The organism is Actinomyces sp. Marseille-QA0893, assembly GCF_976954355.1.
Genome location: NZ_CDRJSY010000002.1, coordinates 1 through 15,969, shown reverse-complemented (window position 1 = coordinate 15,969; position 15,969 = coordinate 1). Strand labels below are relative to the sequence as shown.

The window sequence follows — 15,969 nt, the reverse complement described above, 5'->3', positions numbered from 1 at the left end:
GGACAAAGGTGTCACTTGTGTGGGTAATGCTTGCCTAACCTTGCTATATGCAACTATCACAATTTCCTTTGCGGACTCGGGCGCGTCTGGGAAATATGGACGTTCCTTCAGAACACCGACTCCGCCTGTATGAACTTGGAGTTCGCCCCGGAAGCGAATTCTTCATCGTCAACAAGGCTGCTTTCGGTGGCCTCGTCGTCAATATTGCTGGCGCGCGCGTCGCAGTTGATCGTCGCAGCGCCCGAGCGATCGAAGTGGAGGAAATCGCATGAGCTGCCCACACTGCTCTCCCAAATCAGATGTCGCTGTGTTGGACACTCCGACCTCAAATGGTGGAGAAAGAACGATTGTTTTAGTTGGTAACCCGAACGTTGGGAAATCAACACTATTTAACGCGATTACCGGTTCCCGCCAGCACGTCGTTAATGCTCCCGGCACCACGGTTGAAATGAAGCGCGGTACTTGGCGTGCGCTGGGTGCAAACCTTATTGATCTTCCGGGAACCTATTCCTTGATCGCATCTTCTCCTGACGAGCAAGTTGTCAGTGACACTCTTTCTGGTGCCGAGGGCTCATTCACCGACCCGCGAACCGGACGAAAAGTTGATCTGGCTATTGTCCTTTTGGACGCCAGCGCAATGACGCGTTCGCTCTATCTCTTGGGACAGGTTGCACAAGCTGGTCACCCCGTAGTCGCCGTCGCCACAATGGTTGATGTTTCTGAGAAGGACGGCCAGAAGTACCCCGTTGACAAGCTCGCAGAGGAATTGGGGATCCCTGTCTTGGCCGTAGACCCGCGCCACTACGACAACCCTGATCTTCTCGAAGGAATTGTCCGTCACGCGCTCGAACACCACGCGCGTCCGAAGGGCCTTCCCGTCAACGCGGCTGATGGAAGCTGTACCTGCGGATGTGGTGGACTGACCCAAGCGGATGAGCTCTTTGCCTGGGTTGACAAGGTTGAGACAGCAGTCGTCGGTGAGCCCCAGGGAGACCCGACCCTGTCCACCTCGGACAAAATCGACCGCGTCTTGCTCAACCCGTGGATCGGCATCCCGATCTTCTTCGCCCTCATGTGGCTCCTCTTCAAAGTCGCAGGCGAATGGGTTAGCCCCGTCCAGGACTTCTTCGAGCACATCTTCTCCTCAACGGATGAAGGCTTCCCCTCTCTAGCGAATGGAATTACCTACCTCCTCACGCTCGGTGGACTTCAAGACGGTTGGCTTCACAGCTTCCTCATTGGTGGTCTATGCACCGGTTTGGGTGTGGTTTCTTCCTTCATTCCCCTGATGTTCATCATCTTCTTGATGATTTCCATCCTGGAAGACTCCGGTTACATGGCACGCGCCGCCTTCCTTGGTGACCGCGTCATGCGCGCGATCGGCCTGGATGGCCGCGTGATCTTGCCGCTGATCATGGGATTTGGCTGCAATCTACCGTCACTGGCGGCAACGCGTACGCTTCCCAACACCGCCCAGCGAATCGTCACGACCATCATTACGCCCTACACCTCGTGTGCAGCGCGACTGACCATCTACCTGATGATCGCCAGGATCTTCTTCCCTGATAACGCTGGAACAGTGATCTTCTCGCTCTATGTGCTCTCGCTCATCATGGTGATCTTGGGTGCGCTTGTTCTCAAGCCCTTCTTCACGAAGAAGACCACAACATCTCCGCTGTTCCTCGTGCTTCCCGCATACCAGGTTCCGCGCGTTTTCGTGATCTTACGGACGACGTGGCTGCGTGCGTGGGCCTTCGTGAAGGGTGCCGGCAAGATTATCTTGGCGATGACCTTCGTCGTGTGGCTCATGAGTGCAATCCCCATGGCGGGGAACTACTCTTTCGCTGATTCCGAACTCCCCATGGAAGATTCTCTCTACGGCCGCACCGCCCAGGTGCTTGAACCCGTGTTCAAGCCTGCTGGTTTTGGTGAATGGCACATGACCGGTGCTCTTATGACTGGCTTCGTTGCGAAGGAAACGGTGATTTCCTCGATCGTTACTTCCTACAATATGGATCCCGAAACCGAGGGCGGCGACGCTGAAGACGGTGGCGATGACTTGGGTTCGCTTCCGACTCTGGTCACTGAATCTTTCGAAAAGTCCGCGGGAGATGCGGCACCGGTTGCCGCCTATGCCTTCTTGGTCTTCGTCCTCACCTACACCCCGTGTATGGCGACAGTAGCTGAACAGGTCCGCCAGATTGGCGGCAAACTCACAGCAGCGGCGGTTGGCGTCCAACTCGTCAGTGCGTGGGTCCTTGCCGTTGCCGTCTTCCAGATCGGACGCCTGATCCTGTGACTGCGTCATTTGTCTCCCCAGCCCAGCGTCTCAAAGAGGCGCTGGCACGGGGCTGCACTCTCGAGGCCGCCGCTCAGCGGGCGAAAGTATCGCTCGCCTTTGCGACCGTGGTCGTCGAAGATATGCAGCGCCGAGGCCAAGCAGCCAGTGCTCAGTCGCTGTGCGCTTCCGGGTTGGGTGCGTGCCACGGGAATAAAGCTCCCGAGGTGATGCTTCACTGTTCGGGATGCCCTCTGGTCATCTAGTACCCGCCCGAGCCCAATCGACAAGAAGGCTCCCTGTCGACCTGCATGAAGCAGTGATCGACAGGGAGCCTTCTGATCAGCCGCTTTAGGCTTACTTCACTCCGGTGATGACGCCGTCCTCGGTGAGTTCGATGCGCTCTGCTGCGGGGTGAGCAGACAAACCCGGCATGGTCGACAAGGTTCCCGAAATCGCGTAGACATAGCCCGCACCCGCTGCAAGACGGACTTCACGGATCGGAAGCGTCCACCCGGTGGGAGCGCCCTTTGCTTGCGGATCGGCGCTCAGCGACATCGGAGTCTTAGCAACGACGACCTTCAAATTCCCATAACCCGCCTCTTGATATTCCTTGAGGCGCTTAGCTGCCGCAGGCGTGTAATCAACACCCGCAGCGCCGTACATCGCAGCGACCTTCGCGATCTTTTCTTTCAAGGAATCCTCATCTGCGTAGAGAGGATGGACTGCGGAAGGATCGGATTCTTCACAGGCTGCCTGCACTTCGCGCGCCAAGGCACGGGCACCCTCACCACCTTCGACAACGCCCAAGGAACGCGCCACACGCACCCCCGCCTCGGCGCAGATCGCCTCGATCTCAGCCAACTCGGCCTCGTGATCGGTGGGGAAGACGTTAATGGCAACCACGGGGTTCAGGCCAAAACCGCGAACGATCTCGATGTGCTTGAGAAGGTTTGCACTTCCCACGCGCACTTCCTCAACATTTTCTTCCACCATTGCCTCGGGAAGAGCTTTCCCCGGGGCAAGCTTGTAGTGACCCGAGTGAGACTTGAGCGCGCGAACCGTCGTGACGATGACCGCGCAATCGGGGCGCAAGCCGCCCAGAGGGCACTTGATGTTGAAGAAACGCTCGGCGCCCATATCTGCGCCGAATCCTGCTTCGGTCACAACGAAGTCGCTGTGCTGGCCGGCAAGAAGATCCGCGATCACCGAGGAACATCCCGTCGCAATATTTCCAAAGGGCCCGGTGTGCACTAAAACGGGGCTTCCCTCGGTGGTGCGCAAAAGATTCGGGCTCAGCGCATCACGCAAAAGCGCCGCCATCGCTCCCGCAGCCTTGAGGTCCTCTGCGGTCACGTATTCTCCGGCCTCGTTTTGGCCAATAACGATGCGGCCAAGGCGCTCACGCAGATCGCGGTAAGAGGTCGCCAAGGACATGATGACCATGACTTCGCTGGCTGCAGTGATGTCGAAAGAAGCTTGGCGAGTTACTCCGTCGATTGCCCCGCCCAGGCCGGTTACGACGTGGCGTAGAGAGCGATCATTGACATCAAGGACGCGAGGCCACGTGATCGAACGCTCCTTGAGGTGCAGCTCATTTCCTTGGTGGAGGTGATTGTCAATCATTGCAGACAGGAGATTGTGTGCCGCAGTGATTGCGTGGAAATCACCGGTCAGGTGCAGATTCATCTTCTCGAATGGCAGGACCTGGCTCTTACCGCTGCCCGCTGCTCCTCCCTTGACACCGAAAGTCGGGCCCATTGAGGGCTGGCGAATAGTCAGGGTCGCGGAGGCACCTTCCAGGGCTAGGCCCTGAACCAAGCCGATTGCGGTTGTCGTCTTGCCCTCGCCATAGGGAGTCGGGGAGGTAGCAGTGACCACAACATAATGGGCACGCTGAGGGGCAGAGACATCGAGTGCCTCGAGATCGACCTTCGCAAGGTCAAAACCGTAGGGACGCAGGTGCTCGCTGGGGATTCCAGCTCGTTCGCCCAGCTCCACCAGTGGGGCCAATTTGGACGCAAAATCAGTTGCAACAGTGCTCATGGGGATAGCTTAAAGCACCGACTCTCTTGGGACCGGGCGGCCCAAGTGCTGGGAAAATGTTCCCTTACGGCGCTTTGTCCCCGGTGAGCCCAGCCTTTTCTATTACGGTGGTTTTGTGGCCGTAAATTTCTTTTCTCGATCGACGCAAGATTCCCCGCGGGAGCAGGCACAGCCCTCTTCCGAGATGCCGAGTGCACCCAGCGACCATGTTGTCCAGGAATGGCGTGCACAATTGCGCCAAATTACCTCAGAAGAAGGTGGAAACACTTTCCCGCGATTGACCGTGTCTGAGGCGCATCCCGGCGGCCTGGCTCAACTGTATGCGGGGCGGCCCACGAAACTCTCCAGCCTCATCCGAGAAAGCGCTGCGCACAAACGCGCCTTGGAGCGCGCGCGTTCCTTGGTTTCCTTCGCCCATGAAATGGCGATGCGCCACGGCGTCGCTCCCGTCCACATCGCGATCGGACACGCACAGTGGGGGGAAGACGAGGCCCGCACCAGCGCACCGGTTTTCTTGCGTCCCCTGCGCCTGACTCTTGAAGGCGACGATGTCGTCATCACCTTGCGTCACGGGATGGAACTGTCGGCCGCATTCGAAGACGCACTCGCGGAAAAGAACGTCCACATCGACATGGACGAGGTCGCGCACCTGTCCACTCAGACCCACGGTTTCTCGGCCTCGGTTGTCTTGGACCACGCGCGTCAAGCTGCCTCTGTGCTTGACAACTTTGATGTACGCGAAGAACTGACCATCGGCATTTTTGAGCACCCGGCCGCACTTCTGCTTCGCGAACTCGATCGTCCCGCTCACTTGATGAAGAACCGTATTATCCGCGCTCTGGCTGGGGATGCGGCTGCGCGTAGTGCCATTTCGGGGCCTCTTCCCGAATCGAACCCCAGTGACCGTGACCCCGATGAGGAACGCGGTGCCGGTGACCTGACGCCGAAGCAGCAAGACGTTGTCGAGGCCGTCGCGGATGGTCATTCCTTCATCGTTGATGCGCCCTCGGGGGCAGATGATGCTTCTTTGATCGCGGCGATTATTGCCGATAGCGCCGCGAATGGCCGCACGGTGGTCCATATTGCAGGATCGCCTTCGCGGACCTTGGCTGTGCACGGTCGCCTTCGCGACTTGGGCGTGGACGAGGCCGCGGTTCGTATCGACGGTTCTAACGCCTCTGATGCGACGCTGGGTCTTCAGCTCATTCATGCCTCGCAAGATCTGACCTCGGTCGAGGACAGCGCTGAGGTCGCAAAGATGCGCGCTCGTTTGCGTAGTGTTCGCCAGACACTTTCGTCCTACACGACTTACCTGCATCGCCCCTTCAAGCAGTTTGGGGTCAGCGCATTTGATGCCCTCCAGGTTCTCACCGACCTGACGGCGACCAAGCCAGCGCCGCGTACTCGTGTGCGTTTGAGTGAAGAGATCCTTATTGAGATCGCTTCCGACCAAGGTGCGCGTGCCCGCGAACTTCTCCACGAGGCCTCGTCCTTGGGAGTGTTCTCGCGCAATGCGCAGGTGGGCCCGTGGAAGGGGATCGTCATTGGTTCCCAGGAGCAGGTTCCCGACGTCCTTGAGCGCGTGAATCGCCTTGCGAAGGAAACTTTGCCTGAGCTTCGTGTGCTGATTGCCTCTGTCGCTGGAGAGACGGGGATTTCTTCCGCGGTCAATATGCGTCAGTGGTACGACCAACTCGCTATGTTCGAGGGGGTTCGTGAGGTTCTCGACGTTTTCCAACCGCGGGTCTTTGAGCGTTCCGCTGCCGACATGGTCATTGCGACGGCCTCGAAGAAGTGGCGTCAAGAGCACGGTATTTCCATGCCCCGCTCACAGCGAGTCCGCTTGGTCAAGCAGGCTCAGGACATGCTGCGTCCGGGAAGCCATGTTGAGGACTTGCATCGTGCGCTGTTGACCGTTCAGGAGCGCCGCGATGTGTGGCGTCAGCACTGCGATAGCGACGGCTGGCCGAAGTTGCCATCGAACTTGGCTCAGGCCGCTGCCCTCACTCACGAGGTTGCCGAAGACCTTGCGCACCTGAACCCCATGTTCGTTACCGCTCATGGCGATCTAGACATGATGCCAATCGTTGATTTGGCAAAGCTTTGCGAGCGCCTGAGTGTCGATCCTGAGGGCGGTTATGAATTGCCGCGTCGCGTCGCGGTCTTGAAAGAACTGGCCGAGTTGGGGCTGGAGCCTTTGACACGCGATCTTCGTGGCCGTCACGTTGATGACGACCAGCTGGACGCCGAACTCGATCTTGCGTGGTGGGCTTCCATCCTTGGTCTCATGCTGGCGACGGACTCTCGTTTGGGTGGCTTTGATCCCGCGGTCCTTGAGCAGGCTTTGACTGAAGGGCGTGAACTGGATCGTCAGCAGGTCGCCTCCTTGGTTCCGCAAGTGATCTCACGCCTTCGCCGAGGCCGAACCCAAGCCGTTGCGAATGATCCTCAAGCTTTGAGCGCGCTTGAATTAGCTGTCAATGACCAGCATGCGCTGACCTCGTTGTATGCGCAGTTCCCCTTGGCGTGGGATTTGATCCCGGCGGTCTTGACGGTTCCGACTCTTGTCCCGCAGATTTTGCCGGAGAATCATCAGGTCGATGTTGTCATCTTGGATGACGTTGATGCACTGCCTTTGGCGGAGCTTGTTCCGATCATTTCGCGTGCTTCTCAGGTCGTTCTTTTCGCTGATCTTGCCCAAGAACACGTCGATGATTCGGTTGCGGCTCTTTCCGAGGTTCTTCCTCACCTGCGTATGGAAGTGCGCCCGACTCGTTTGAATGATCAGATGGCGCTTCTTCTTGCGCGTTACCGCGTTGATCACACGGGTGTTCCGGTTCCGTGGACTTCCGCCAGTGCTCCCGTAACAGCGATTTGGACCGAGGGGACGGGTATGCCGACCCCCGGTAGTGAGGCTGTTGAATCGACCGCGGCGGAAGTGGATGCCGTCGTTGAAGCTGTTCTCGAACATGCGACGACTACTCCTGAGCGTTCCCTCGCAGTGGTCGCCCTGAACTCGCAGCACGCGGAGAGGATCCGCAGCCAGCTTATGCGGACGATTGGCGCAGAGCCCGGCTTGGCCTCGTTCTTCGATCCCGCACGCGTGGAGCCCTTCGTGGTTGTCGACCCCGATGGTGCACGAGGCCTGGGCCGCGACCACATCATCATCGCTGTCGGTTTTGCGAAGACCCCGCACGGTCGCGTGATCCACCACTTCGGTGTCTTTTCTTCCCCCGCGGGAGCGGGCGCGATGGCCGATGTCTTGCGTTCTGTGCGCGGAGACCTCACCGTCGTGTCCTCGATTCGCCCCGAAGAAATCGATACGTCCCGCCTGTCCCAGCGTGGTGCGCTGATGCTCGTCGATCTCCTTGAGATTGCCCGAGGCCAATCCGGGGTTGGTATTGATTCGTGGCCGACCCTGGATATTGAACCTGATCGACTGCTCATTGATCTTGCGGATCGACTCTACGGCCTCGGTCTTGAAGTCGTGGCAAACATCGGGATTCCCGGTGGATTGCGGATTCCGCTGGCGATCGGGCATCCTGAGGTTCCGGGGCGTCTGCTCCTTGCAGTGCTCACCGATGATGACGAATACGTTGCGCAGCCCTCGCTGCGTGTGCGTGATCGCCTGTGGCCCGCGATGCTTGAAGCACAGGGCTGGAAGGTCCACATTGCCTTGTCGATGGCGGTGTTCATCGATCCAGCGAAGGAAACAGATCGGATCGTCCAGCTGGTTTTGGACGCCGTCGACGAGATCAACGGTCCCGCTGTTCCCGTGATGGAGCTTCCTGAGAATCCGGATGCTGAGTTCGGTGCGAATGCTTCTGAGGACGCTGATCTTGCACCTATTTCTGAAGAAGACGCAGCAGATGACCATGCTGGCGAGGCACGTCAGCGTCGCGATGAATGGGTTGAAGACACTCAGGGTGGGGAGGGTGACCTTCTTGCAAGCGATATCGAGGCCGAGAGTGCGCGCGGCGAGCGTCCTGCGATTGCTCGTGGGCTTCCCCTTGCCGCCTACAGTGATGATCAACTCGATGAGATCGCGCAGTGGGTTGCCTCTGATGGAGTAGAGCGCAGCGAGGAAGAATCGGTCGATGAGCTTTGGCGCGCTCTCGGTCTGACGCGTCGTGGTGCCCAGACTGATGCTGTCTTGCGTCACGTTGTTCGTAGGAATACGAGCGCAAAGTAATAAGGCAGCTGAAAATGAGTGAAATCGGTCAGGGGAGCGTGCGGCGGCGAGCACGCAGGCGTGTGCTTTACGTCAACGAGGTGGATTTACGCTTGAGCGACCAGGGGATTCCCACTTCTCTTGAGGAACAAGTGAGTGATCAGGAACGCCAAGATGCCGCTGATAAGGCTCATATTGTTGGCGAAGCTGATCAGTCGAATACTCAGCGTTTGAAAGAGAATGTGCCTCCGCATGCGCAGGCGCGGATTTAAGCGCTGTCTTTGGACATAAAAACGGTGGTGGCAACCAAATGGTTGCCACCACCGTGACGTTTCAGGCGAACAATCAGTTGTTGTTCTGAGCCTTGAGCAGGTCGCGGATCTCCGAGAGCAGCTGAACATCTTCGCTGACCTCGGGGGTCTCCACAGCTTCTTCCTTCTTGCGGCGAGCTGCCAGCGCGTTCATCGGCAAGACGATGAAGAAGTACAGCGCGAAGGCGACAAGCAGGAAGTTCACGAGCGCAGTGATGACGGCACCGGGCTGCACGGTTGCGGTACCAATCGTGAACTGGAAGACATCGTCGAAGTTCTGCTCGCCAAAAAGACCACCGATGAGGGGGTTGATGACCTGTTTGACCAGTGCGGTGACGACTGCGGTGAAGGCAGTACCGATCACCATACCGACAGCAAGATCAATGGCGTTTCCGCGGGAAATGAATTCCTTGAAGCCCTTAAGCATGGATTTCTCCTTGAGTTGTATTTTCAGCTCTGAGTCCAGCAGGTCTCACCGAACTCGCACGTGTTGCGTGACGCGTATGCGTCAACCAAGGAAAAAGCCTAGCGAGAAAAAGAAGGCCGAGGGAAGCTGAAAACAAGCAGTTTTCCTCACAAAATGCGGCACTGTTTTGCAGGAGTTACTCATTGCGCTTTCAGATTAATAAAGCGCGTGGGCGTGAGAACCCCATCGACGGCCATATCGTGTGCTTCGCGGGGAAGTAGCTCCTCCGTGTATTCCCAGTCGAAAACGCAAGCAATTACGGGAGTCTTAGCGGATATGAACGGCAGAGCGCGGTCGTACCACCCGCCTCCTTGTCCCAGTCGAGTCCCCGCGCGGTCGACTGCAAGCCCAGCGACCAAAACGACGGATGCTCGAGCAAGAGCTTCGGGTCCGCGAAGCTTTGCGGTACTTTGCGGCGGAAAACGAGGATTGGGGCGAATGAGCGAATCTTCTTGTGTGTGGAGTGACCACGCAACTTCTTTCAGAAGTCGCCCATCACTCTGACATAAAACGGGTAGGAGAATCGGGTTGTACGCGCCAATGATGCCGGTGATATCCGGTTCTTTCCCCATGGGATAAAAAGCTGCAACTGGGTGTTGGGGACTTGGATGAACATTGAAGTCCCCCAGAGCCCGCTGCCAATTACGCAACAAATGTTCATCTTCGTGCGCGCGGCCTCGATGATCACAATACGCATCGCGGTGGGCGCGAATCTTGCGGCGAATTGAGTCTTTATGCACGGTAATGTCGCTCATGCGCCCTTTCCTCCGCTAGTGTGGTCATCATGACAGATCGAAATGTACCCGTGCGTCACGCGGTCGTCCCGGCCGCCGGACGCGGCACCCGTTTCCTGCCGATCACAAAGTCTGTTCCCAAGGAAATGCTGCCTGTCGTTGACCGCCCTTCAATTGAATATATCGCTCGTGAGGCAACGGATGCCGGCATCGACGATATGCTCTTCGTTACTCGAACCGGCAAGGAATCCATCGAAGCCTACTTCGATGCCGATCCCGGCCTCGAGCATGAACTGGAGAAGGCGGGCAAGGATGAACTTCTTGCCCTCTCTCGTGAATACCTTCAGCTTGCGCGCATGCACTCCGTGCGTCAGGGACACCCCCTGGGACTGGGACACGCAGTTTTGCAGGCCCGCCAGCACGTCGGTGATGCTCCCTTCGCCGTGATGCTCCCCGATGACCTCATGCACCCCAACTCCACCTTGCTCAAGCACATGATTGATGTGCGCCACGCGCTGGGCGGTTCGGTTGTTGCCCTTCTTCGCGTGACCCCCGAGCAGGCGACGGCATACGCCTCGACCTCGGTCACCCCTCTGGCAATCCCCGAAGGTGTCTCCCTCAACGAGGGCGAGCTCATGCGGATCGACCGCGTCGTTGAGAAGCCCCCGCTCGAAGAAGTCATGAGCGAGTACGCGGTTGTCGGCCGCTACGTCTTCGACCCTGCAATCTTCGAAGAACTCACTCGAATCGAGCCCGGTCGCGGCGGCGAATACCAGCTGACCGACGGTTTTGCTCGCCTGATCGATCGCGATCCGGCAGATGGCGGCGGCCTGTACGGCGTTGTCGTCAACGATCGTCGCTTCGACACCGGCGACAAGCTGGGCTACCTCGAGGCCAACATTGCTTTGGCTCTGGAGGACCCGAAGCTCGGCCCGCAGCTCGCGGACTTCCTCGTCCACGAGGCTGGATCGCAGATCAAGGATCGCCTCGCGAAGGTGCTGGGTCTGTAATGCGCTCGGTCGCTGACTTCTATCAAGACTGTATTTCCGCTGTCGGACAGCAGCCCCCTCTGGATGTTCAACTTCCAGATGCTGTTGGTTGCGTCCTAGCAGAAGATGTCCAAGCTCCTTTCAACCTCCCGGTTGCTGATCTGGCTGCGTGCGATGGCTATGCGGTTGCTGCTGCCGATCTAGAAGGGGCTCGTCCGGACGCCCCGGTTGTTTTACCGGTTACGGAAGAAATCCGCGCGGGAGATATTCACCCTGCAGCCCTCATTCGCGGTCGCGCAATCCGAATCGCTTCGGGTGCGCCCATGCCGCAGGGCGCGGATGCAGTTCTTGCTCTGGAATTCAGCGACCACGGTGTCGCGAAGGTTTCCGCGAAGACTCAGCCTGCGGTGGGCGAAAATATCCGCCGCAAAGCTGAGGACGTGGAAGAAGGAACTGTTGTTCTTCGCGCTGGAACCCGCGTGGGAGCACGTCAGGTTGCTCTTCTTGCCGGTGTTGGCCGTTCACGAGTGCTGGTCCACCCGCGTCCTCGAGTGGTAATCCTGTCGATCGGTGACGAAATCGTTGAGCCGGGGCGCGAGGCGCGTCCGGGAACGGTTTTTGACGCCAACGGTCATGCGCTCTCGACGGCTATTGCTGACGCGGGAGCCCAGACTTTCCGCGTGTCTGCAGTACCCGACGAGCGCTCGGTCCTTCGTGAAACCATCGAAGACCAGTTGGTGCGCGCTGACCTGATTTTGACGACCGGCGGTATTTCTTACGGCAGTGGCGATACTGTGCGCGAGGTTCTCTCTGCGCTGGGCACGGTTCGCTTTGACTCAGTTGCAGCTTGGCCCGGGCACATCCTCGGTGTTGGTACCGTTGGCGGAGATGAGCAGGGGCGTGCGGGAACGCCTATTTTCTGTCTCCCCGGTGACCCGGTTTCTGCCCAGGTGTGTTTCGAGGTCTATGTGCGTCCCGCTCTGCGTCACATGCAGGGCTGGACTGTACTCAATCGTCCCAGCGTTCAAGCTCGCGTGGACCGCTCGTGGTATTCGCCTCGCGGACGCCGTGAATTTGTGCGCGTGCGCCTGGTTGGTGACCCCCACAGTGGCTATCAGGCGAAGGTTATGGGAGCCCCGGCCTCGTTGCTGCTGTCTGCATTGGCCGAATCCAATGCTCTCGCGGTTGTTCCCGAAGACGTGACGAATGTGCGCGTTGGGGATACCCTGCGCTGCATGGTTTTGGACTAATAGGTACCGCAGATGAATCTGCGTTCACTTTTTGCGCCGACTCAGGTGTGGGGTCGCGATCCTTCGTTTTTCAGCGTCCGGATTTCGGATCCGGTTGGTGAGGGTTTTCTCCATGAGAATCCTGATGCTCCTCACCGGCCAAAAATCGCGACGATTCGCCCCTTGTTGGGGCACGACCATTCACGCGTCGATACGGTGCGTCGCGCCAATACCCCCTGGCTTACCCCCTGGGATGCGACATTGCCCGCGGGTGCTCGCGAAGAACTGCCGACACTTTGGGAGTACATGCGTCGCGCGGACCGTGACCAGCGCGAGGGACATTCCTTGATCTTGATGCCCGAATTCGATGGGCGCCCGGTTGGTCAATTCACGCTGTCTCAGGTCCAGTGGGGAGCCATGAGCCAAGGTGTTCTGGGGTATTGGGTTGCGCAGGAAGCATCGCGTATGGGTCTTGCTTCTTTGGTGGTCTCCTACATGATGGACCTCGTGATTGGAGAATTGGGGCTGCACCGCATTGAGGTCAATGTGCGCCCTGAAAATGAGCGTTCCTTGGGTCTGTGCCGCAAATTAGGTTTGCGTGAAGAGGGCTATCGCGAGCGCTATATGAACATCGCTGGGCAGTGGGCCGACCATGTGAGTTTTGCGATGGATGCTGAATCTCTTCCCGAAGGTGGCATGCTCACTTCCCTGTATGGGAAAGGTCTTCGCTAGCCAATAATGGGGCAGGTGTGACAACTGTGAATAGTGTTGCGATCTTCAGGATTTCTTCTGCTATCGATTAAAGACACGCGCCCACACTAGCCGCTGATTGTAGCCTCGACGTTTTAGCGTGGGGGAGTGGTGTATGGCGGAGTTTTAGTTGCGATAGCAGTCCTTGTGAGCGTAGCGACCCTTCCATACCTCATTGCTCGTCGAAGCGCGATGATGCAGTCCCGAGAGAACGATCGGTTCTCTCCCAGCTTGCGTCTCGTCGAATCAACTAGCGTCACTTCTATCGATCATTGCGCCTCCGAGTCGCCCAAGCTTCTCAGTGGCACACGTCCCGTTCAACGAAGGAGCTCACCAGTGGCACACAATGCTCCAGTCATTTCCGTCGAGGCCGCCCGTGCGCGCAGCCGCGGAGTGCGTGAGATTTCCGCGTTGCGTGCACGTCGTGCCGCTCGCTTGAGTGCCGAGGCCGCAGCCGCCAGGCGCCGCATGCTCCTTGTTGCGGTGGCGGGGCTTGCGACTCTGATTCTCGCAGGTTCAGCGGCTGCGACATCACTGTCGTGGATCTGGCCCGTTCTTCCTTTTGCTCTGGGGCTTGCGACGATTGCTTTCTCGCGCGCATGTGCTGTGCGTTCCCAGCGGATGGGCGAAGAAGAAGTAGCCCAGCTTCACCGTCTGCGCGATCAGCTCTCGCGTTCGACAACTGAGGCCAAGGTAACTGTTCAGGCCGAAGCTGTGGAAGCCAAGCAAGTTGCTGAGGCTGAAGCTTCCGATTCGCTTGAGTCCCAGGAACCCGCCGCAGAAACGCCTGCGGAAGCTTCGCTCGAGGAAGTGTCGGCTCAGGAAAGCACCGACGCCCAAGTAAGCGTGGCCTCGGAAATTCAAGAAGAGGTTCCCGCGCCGGTTGAGCGCCGTACATGGACTCCGGCAGCGATCCCCGCACCGACCTACGCGATGCGTGCTCGTTTGAGTGGCCGAATTGTCCACCCCGATACGGATATCCGGGGAATTCCACGAGTAGACGCTCGTATCCCTGCTCGTCCGATTGCAGCTGGTCCTGTGGCGCAGGATGCGCGCTCGACTGAAGAAGTTGTTGCCTTCGAATCGGTCGTGCTGGACGTCGAAGCCGCACTGGATTCTCGCATCGCGCAGTAGTCGTGCCATGGGGCTCTTCCTGGGCTCCGTTTGGCCAATTGGACTTCTCCCGCTATGATGGTGAGGTCCTTGGGGCTATGGCGCAGTTGGTAGCGCGTCTCGTTCGCAATGAGAAGGTCAGGGGTTCGAATCCCCTTAGCTCCACAAGTTGGGCCGGGTTTTAAACCCGGCCCTTTTTGTATGCGCCGCGCAGGCTGGCCGAGCTGTGATGATCGAGATACTGCCGGCTTACTTCGCACTGATAAAAAGTCTCGGCCGCCTCCTGAGGAAGCGGCCGAGACCCTGACTAATTTCGAGAGCGTGGAATCAGTCCTGCCAGTAATCCAACTTCTGGGTGATTCCAATGGTGGAAGCCCGGAAGCTGGGGTTAAGTCCCTGCTTGCGCTGCATCTGGTAGTCCTTTGCGCATCGGATGGCCTTATTGCCCAAGATCACGATGACGGGCAGGTTAATGAGGGCCATCAATCCCATGAGGATGTCGCCGATGTTCCATGCGACCGAGAACTCCAGTAGTGCGCCAGCGAAAACCAGCAACGAGGCCACCGCGCGGAAGATCGTCAGGACCCAGTGCGGGGTGGGCTTGTCGCCAAAGAGGAAGCGCAGGTTCACCTCGGCGTAGTAGAAGTTGCCGACCAGGGTGGTGAAGCCGAAGAGCAAGAGGGCGAAGGTTGTGAAGGGGCCTGCGAAGGAACCGATTGTCGTCGCCATTGCGTTTTGGACCAGCGGTGCGCCCGTGACGTCTCCTGTGAGTTCGATATTCGAGGAGAGGATGACGAATGCGGTGATGGTGCAGATGATCATCGTGTCGATGAAGACCGAGAGCATCTGGACGAGGCCCTGTTTGACGGGGTGGGAAACCGAAGCAGAAGCCGCGGCGTTGGGGGCAGAACCGACACCGGCCTCGTTCGAGTACAAACCACGCTTAATACCGAGCATGACGGCGGAGCCAGCGAAGCCGGAGAAGATCGCCTTGAAATCGAAGGCGCTAGCGAAGATTGATTCGAACATCGTGGGGATGTTGCGCCAATTCAATGCGATGACGACGATGCCGACGCTCAGGTAGACGATGGCCATGATCGGCACGAGGATGCCGGTGATGTCAGAGAGGCGACGAGTCCCGCCGAAGATCGAGCCGGCCATGGCCAGGCCGAGCAGTCCACCAATGATGTAAGGCGTGTAGCTGGCGTTGTACCAGCTGTATGCGCTGAAAGCCTGATTCACGTTGAAGGAAGCGAGGAGGTTGAATCCGCCCATGTAGGTGACGATCAGTGCAACGGCGAAGATGATTGCGAGGGTCTTGCTGCGCAGTGCGTCCTTGATGTAGTACGCGGGGCCACCGAAAGAGTGGCCGTGCGGGGAACGGCGCTTGTAGATCTGTGCGAGCGTTGATTCGATAAAAGCTGATGCGGCACCGATGGTTGCGATGACCCACATCCAGAAGACCGCGCCTGCCCCGCCCAGTGCGATTGCAGTTGCGACACCCGCGATGTTGCCGACGCCCACTCGCGAGGCCGTAGAGACCATGAGTGCGCGGAATGATGAGAAATCGCTTCCCTTCTCGGGCTTTTCCATGACGACGCGAATTGACTCGCCGAACATGCGCAGGGGGAGGGCCTTGGTACGGATAAAGAAGTACAAGCCCACACCGATCAGAAGAATGATCAGGATGTAGCTATACAGCGCAGTAGATATCGCATCCAAAATCGCCGACATGAGAACTCCTCGAACTATCTAAAAGCGCAGCGCCAAGCCGTTTTCTGGCCTTGCGTAGGCGCTGCGAACTGAATGAGATAAGGGTATAGCAAAGGTAAAGAAATAGCAATGCCGGTAAAACTTCGTTCAATAAAATTGAGGTGTGTGC

General features: G+C 58.3%; 13 protein-coding genes and 1 tRNA gene. 9 read left to right on the top strand and 5 right to left on the bottom strand.

From position 1 onward, the window contains the following. Window positions 1–47 precede the first annotated feature (47 nt). Window positions 48–272: a FeoA family protein gene (locus ACWNMW_RS03060; protein ID WP_072456451.1), complete on the top strand. Its 225-nt coding sequence runs from the start codon at window positions 48–50 to the stop codon at window positions 270–272. After that, the gene (gene feoB / locus ACWNMW_RS03055; RefSeq protein WP_449489994.1) at window positions 269–2,299 is read left to right on the top strand and encodes a ferrous iron transport protein B; all 2,031 of its coding nucleotides are present in this window, start codon (window positions 269–271) and stop codon (window positions 2,297–2,299) included. Before ACWNMW_RS03060 ends, feoB begins: the two co-directional genes overlap by 4 nt. Before the next feature lie 5 nt (window positions 2,300–2,304). Here feoB and ACWNMW_RS03050 read toward each other — a convergent pair whose 3' ends face one another. Together ACWNMW_RS03050 and ACWNMW_RS03045 are read right to left on the bottom strand one after the other, a co-directional pair. Further along, on the bottom strand, window positions 2,305–2,487 hold the full coding sequence (locus tag ACWNMW_RS03050) for a hypothetical protein (protein WP_449489993.1): 183 nt from the start codon (window positions 2,485–2,487) through the stop codon (window positions 2,305–2,307). Window positions 2,488–2,635: 148 nt separating this feature from the next. After that, window positions 2,636–4,324, bottom strand: coding sequence for a formate--tetrahydrofolate ligase (locus ACWNMW_RS03045; protein WP_449489992.1), 1,689 nt, complete (start codon window positions 4,322–4,324; stop codon window positions 2,636–2,638). Between the two features lie 115 nt (window positions 4,325–4,439). Here ACWNMW_RS03045 and ACWNMW_RS03040 point away from each other — a divergent pair, with 115 nt between their 5' ends. Both ACWNMW_RS03040 and ACWNMW_RS03035 read left to right on the top strand, forming a co-directional pair. Beyond that, window positions 4,440–8,516 (top strand): prevent-host-death family protein, encoded by a 4,077-nt coding sequence (locus ACWNMW_RS03040; RefSeq protein WP_449489991.1) that lies wholly within the window; start codon window positions 4,440–4,442, stop codon window positions 8,514–8,516. Window positions 8,517–8,530: 14 nt separating this feature from the next. Next, entirely contained in the window at window positions 8,531–8,767 is a 237-nt protein-coding gene (locus tag ACWNMW_RS03035) for a toxin (RefSeq protein ID WP_449489990.1), read from the top strand. A gap of 73 nt (window positions 8,768–8,840) precedes the next feature. On the opposite strand, the gene mscL is transcribed toward ACWNMW_RS03035, so the two are convergent. Together mscL and ACWNMW_RS03025 are read right to left on the bottom strand one after the other, a co-directional pair. After that, window positions 8,841–9,233: a large conductance mechanosensitive channel protein MscL gene (gene mscL, locus ACWNMW_RS03030; protein ID WP_449489989.1), complete on the bottom strand. Its 393-nt coding sequence runs from the start codon at window positions 9,231–9,233 to the stop codon at window positions 8,841–8,843. Window positions 9,234–9,412: 179 nt separating this feature from the next. Then, entirely contained in the window at window positions 9,413–10,027 is a 615-nt protein-coding gene (locus ACWNMW_RS03025) for a 5-formyltetrahydrofolate cyclo-ligase (RefSeq protein WP_449489988.1), read from the bottom strand. Window positions 10,028–10,056: 29 nt separating this feature from the next. Between ACWNMW_RS03025 and ACWNMW_RS03020 the strand changes: the two genes are divergently transcribed. From ACWNMW_RS03020 to ACWNMW_RS03000, 5 genes are all read left to right on the top strand, one after another. Continuing rightward, window positions 10,057–11,016 (top strand): UTP--glucose-1-phosphate uridylyltransferase, encoded by a 960-nt coding sequence (locus ACWNMW_RS03020; RefSeq protein WP_034502407.1) that lies wholly within the window; start codon window positions 10,057–10,059, stop codon window positions 11,014–11,016. Next, the gene (locus tag ACWNMW_RS03015; RefSeq protein WP_449489987.1) at window positions 11,016–12,245 is read left to right on the top strand and encodes a molybdopterin molybdotransferase MoeA; all 1,230 of its coding nucleotides are present in this window, start codon (window positions 11,016–11,018) and stop codon (window positions 12,243–12,245) included. The genes ACWNMW_RS03020 and ACWNMW_RS03015 overlap by 1 nt, the downstream gene beginning before the upstream one ends. 12 nt (window positions 12,246–12,257) lie before the next feature. Further along, window positions 12,258–12,956, top strand: a complete 699-nt coding sequence (locus ACWNMW_RS03010; RefSeq protein WP_449489986.1) for a GNAT family N-acetyltransferase — start codon at window positions 12,258–12,260, stop codon at window positions 12,954–12,956. Window positions 12,957–13,310: 354 nt separating this feature from the next. Next, the gene (locus tag ACWNMW_RS03005) at window positions 13,311–14,108 is read left to right on the top strand and encodes a hypothetical protein (RefSeq protein WP_449489985.1); all 798 of its coding nucleotides are present in this window, start codon (window positions 13,311–13,313) and stop codon (window positions 14,106–14,108) included. A 71-nt stretch (window positions 14,109–14,179) separates the two neighbouring features. Next, window positions 14,180–14,252: transfer RNA gene (locus ACWNMW_RS03000), tRNA-Ala, on the top strand. 162 nt (window positions 14,253–14,414) lie between these two features. Here ACWNMW_RS03000 and ACWNMW_RS02995 read toward each other — a convergent pair. Next, on the bottom strand, window positions 14,415–15,821 hold the full coding sequence (locus ACWNMW_RS02995; protein ID WP_034502164.1) for an alanine/glycine:cation symporter family protein: 1,407 nt from the start codon (window positions 15,819–15,821) through the stop codon (window positions 14,415–14,417). Window positions 15,822–15,969 lie beyond the last annotated feature (148 nt).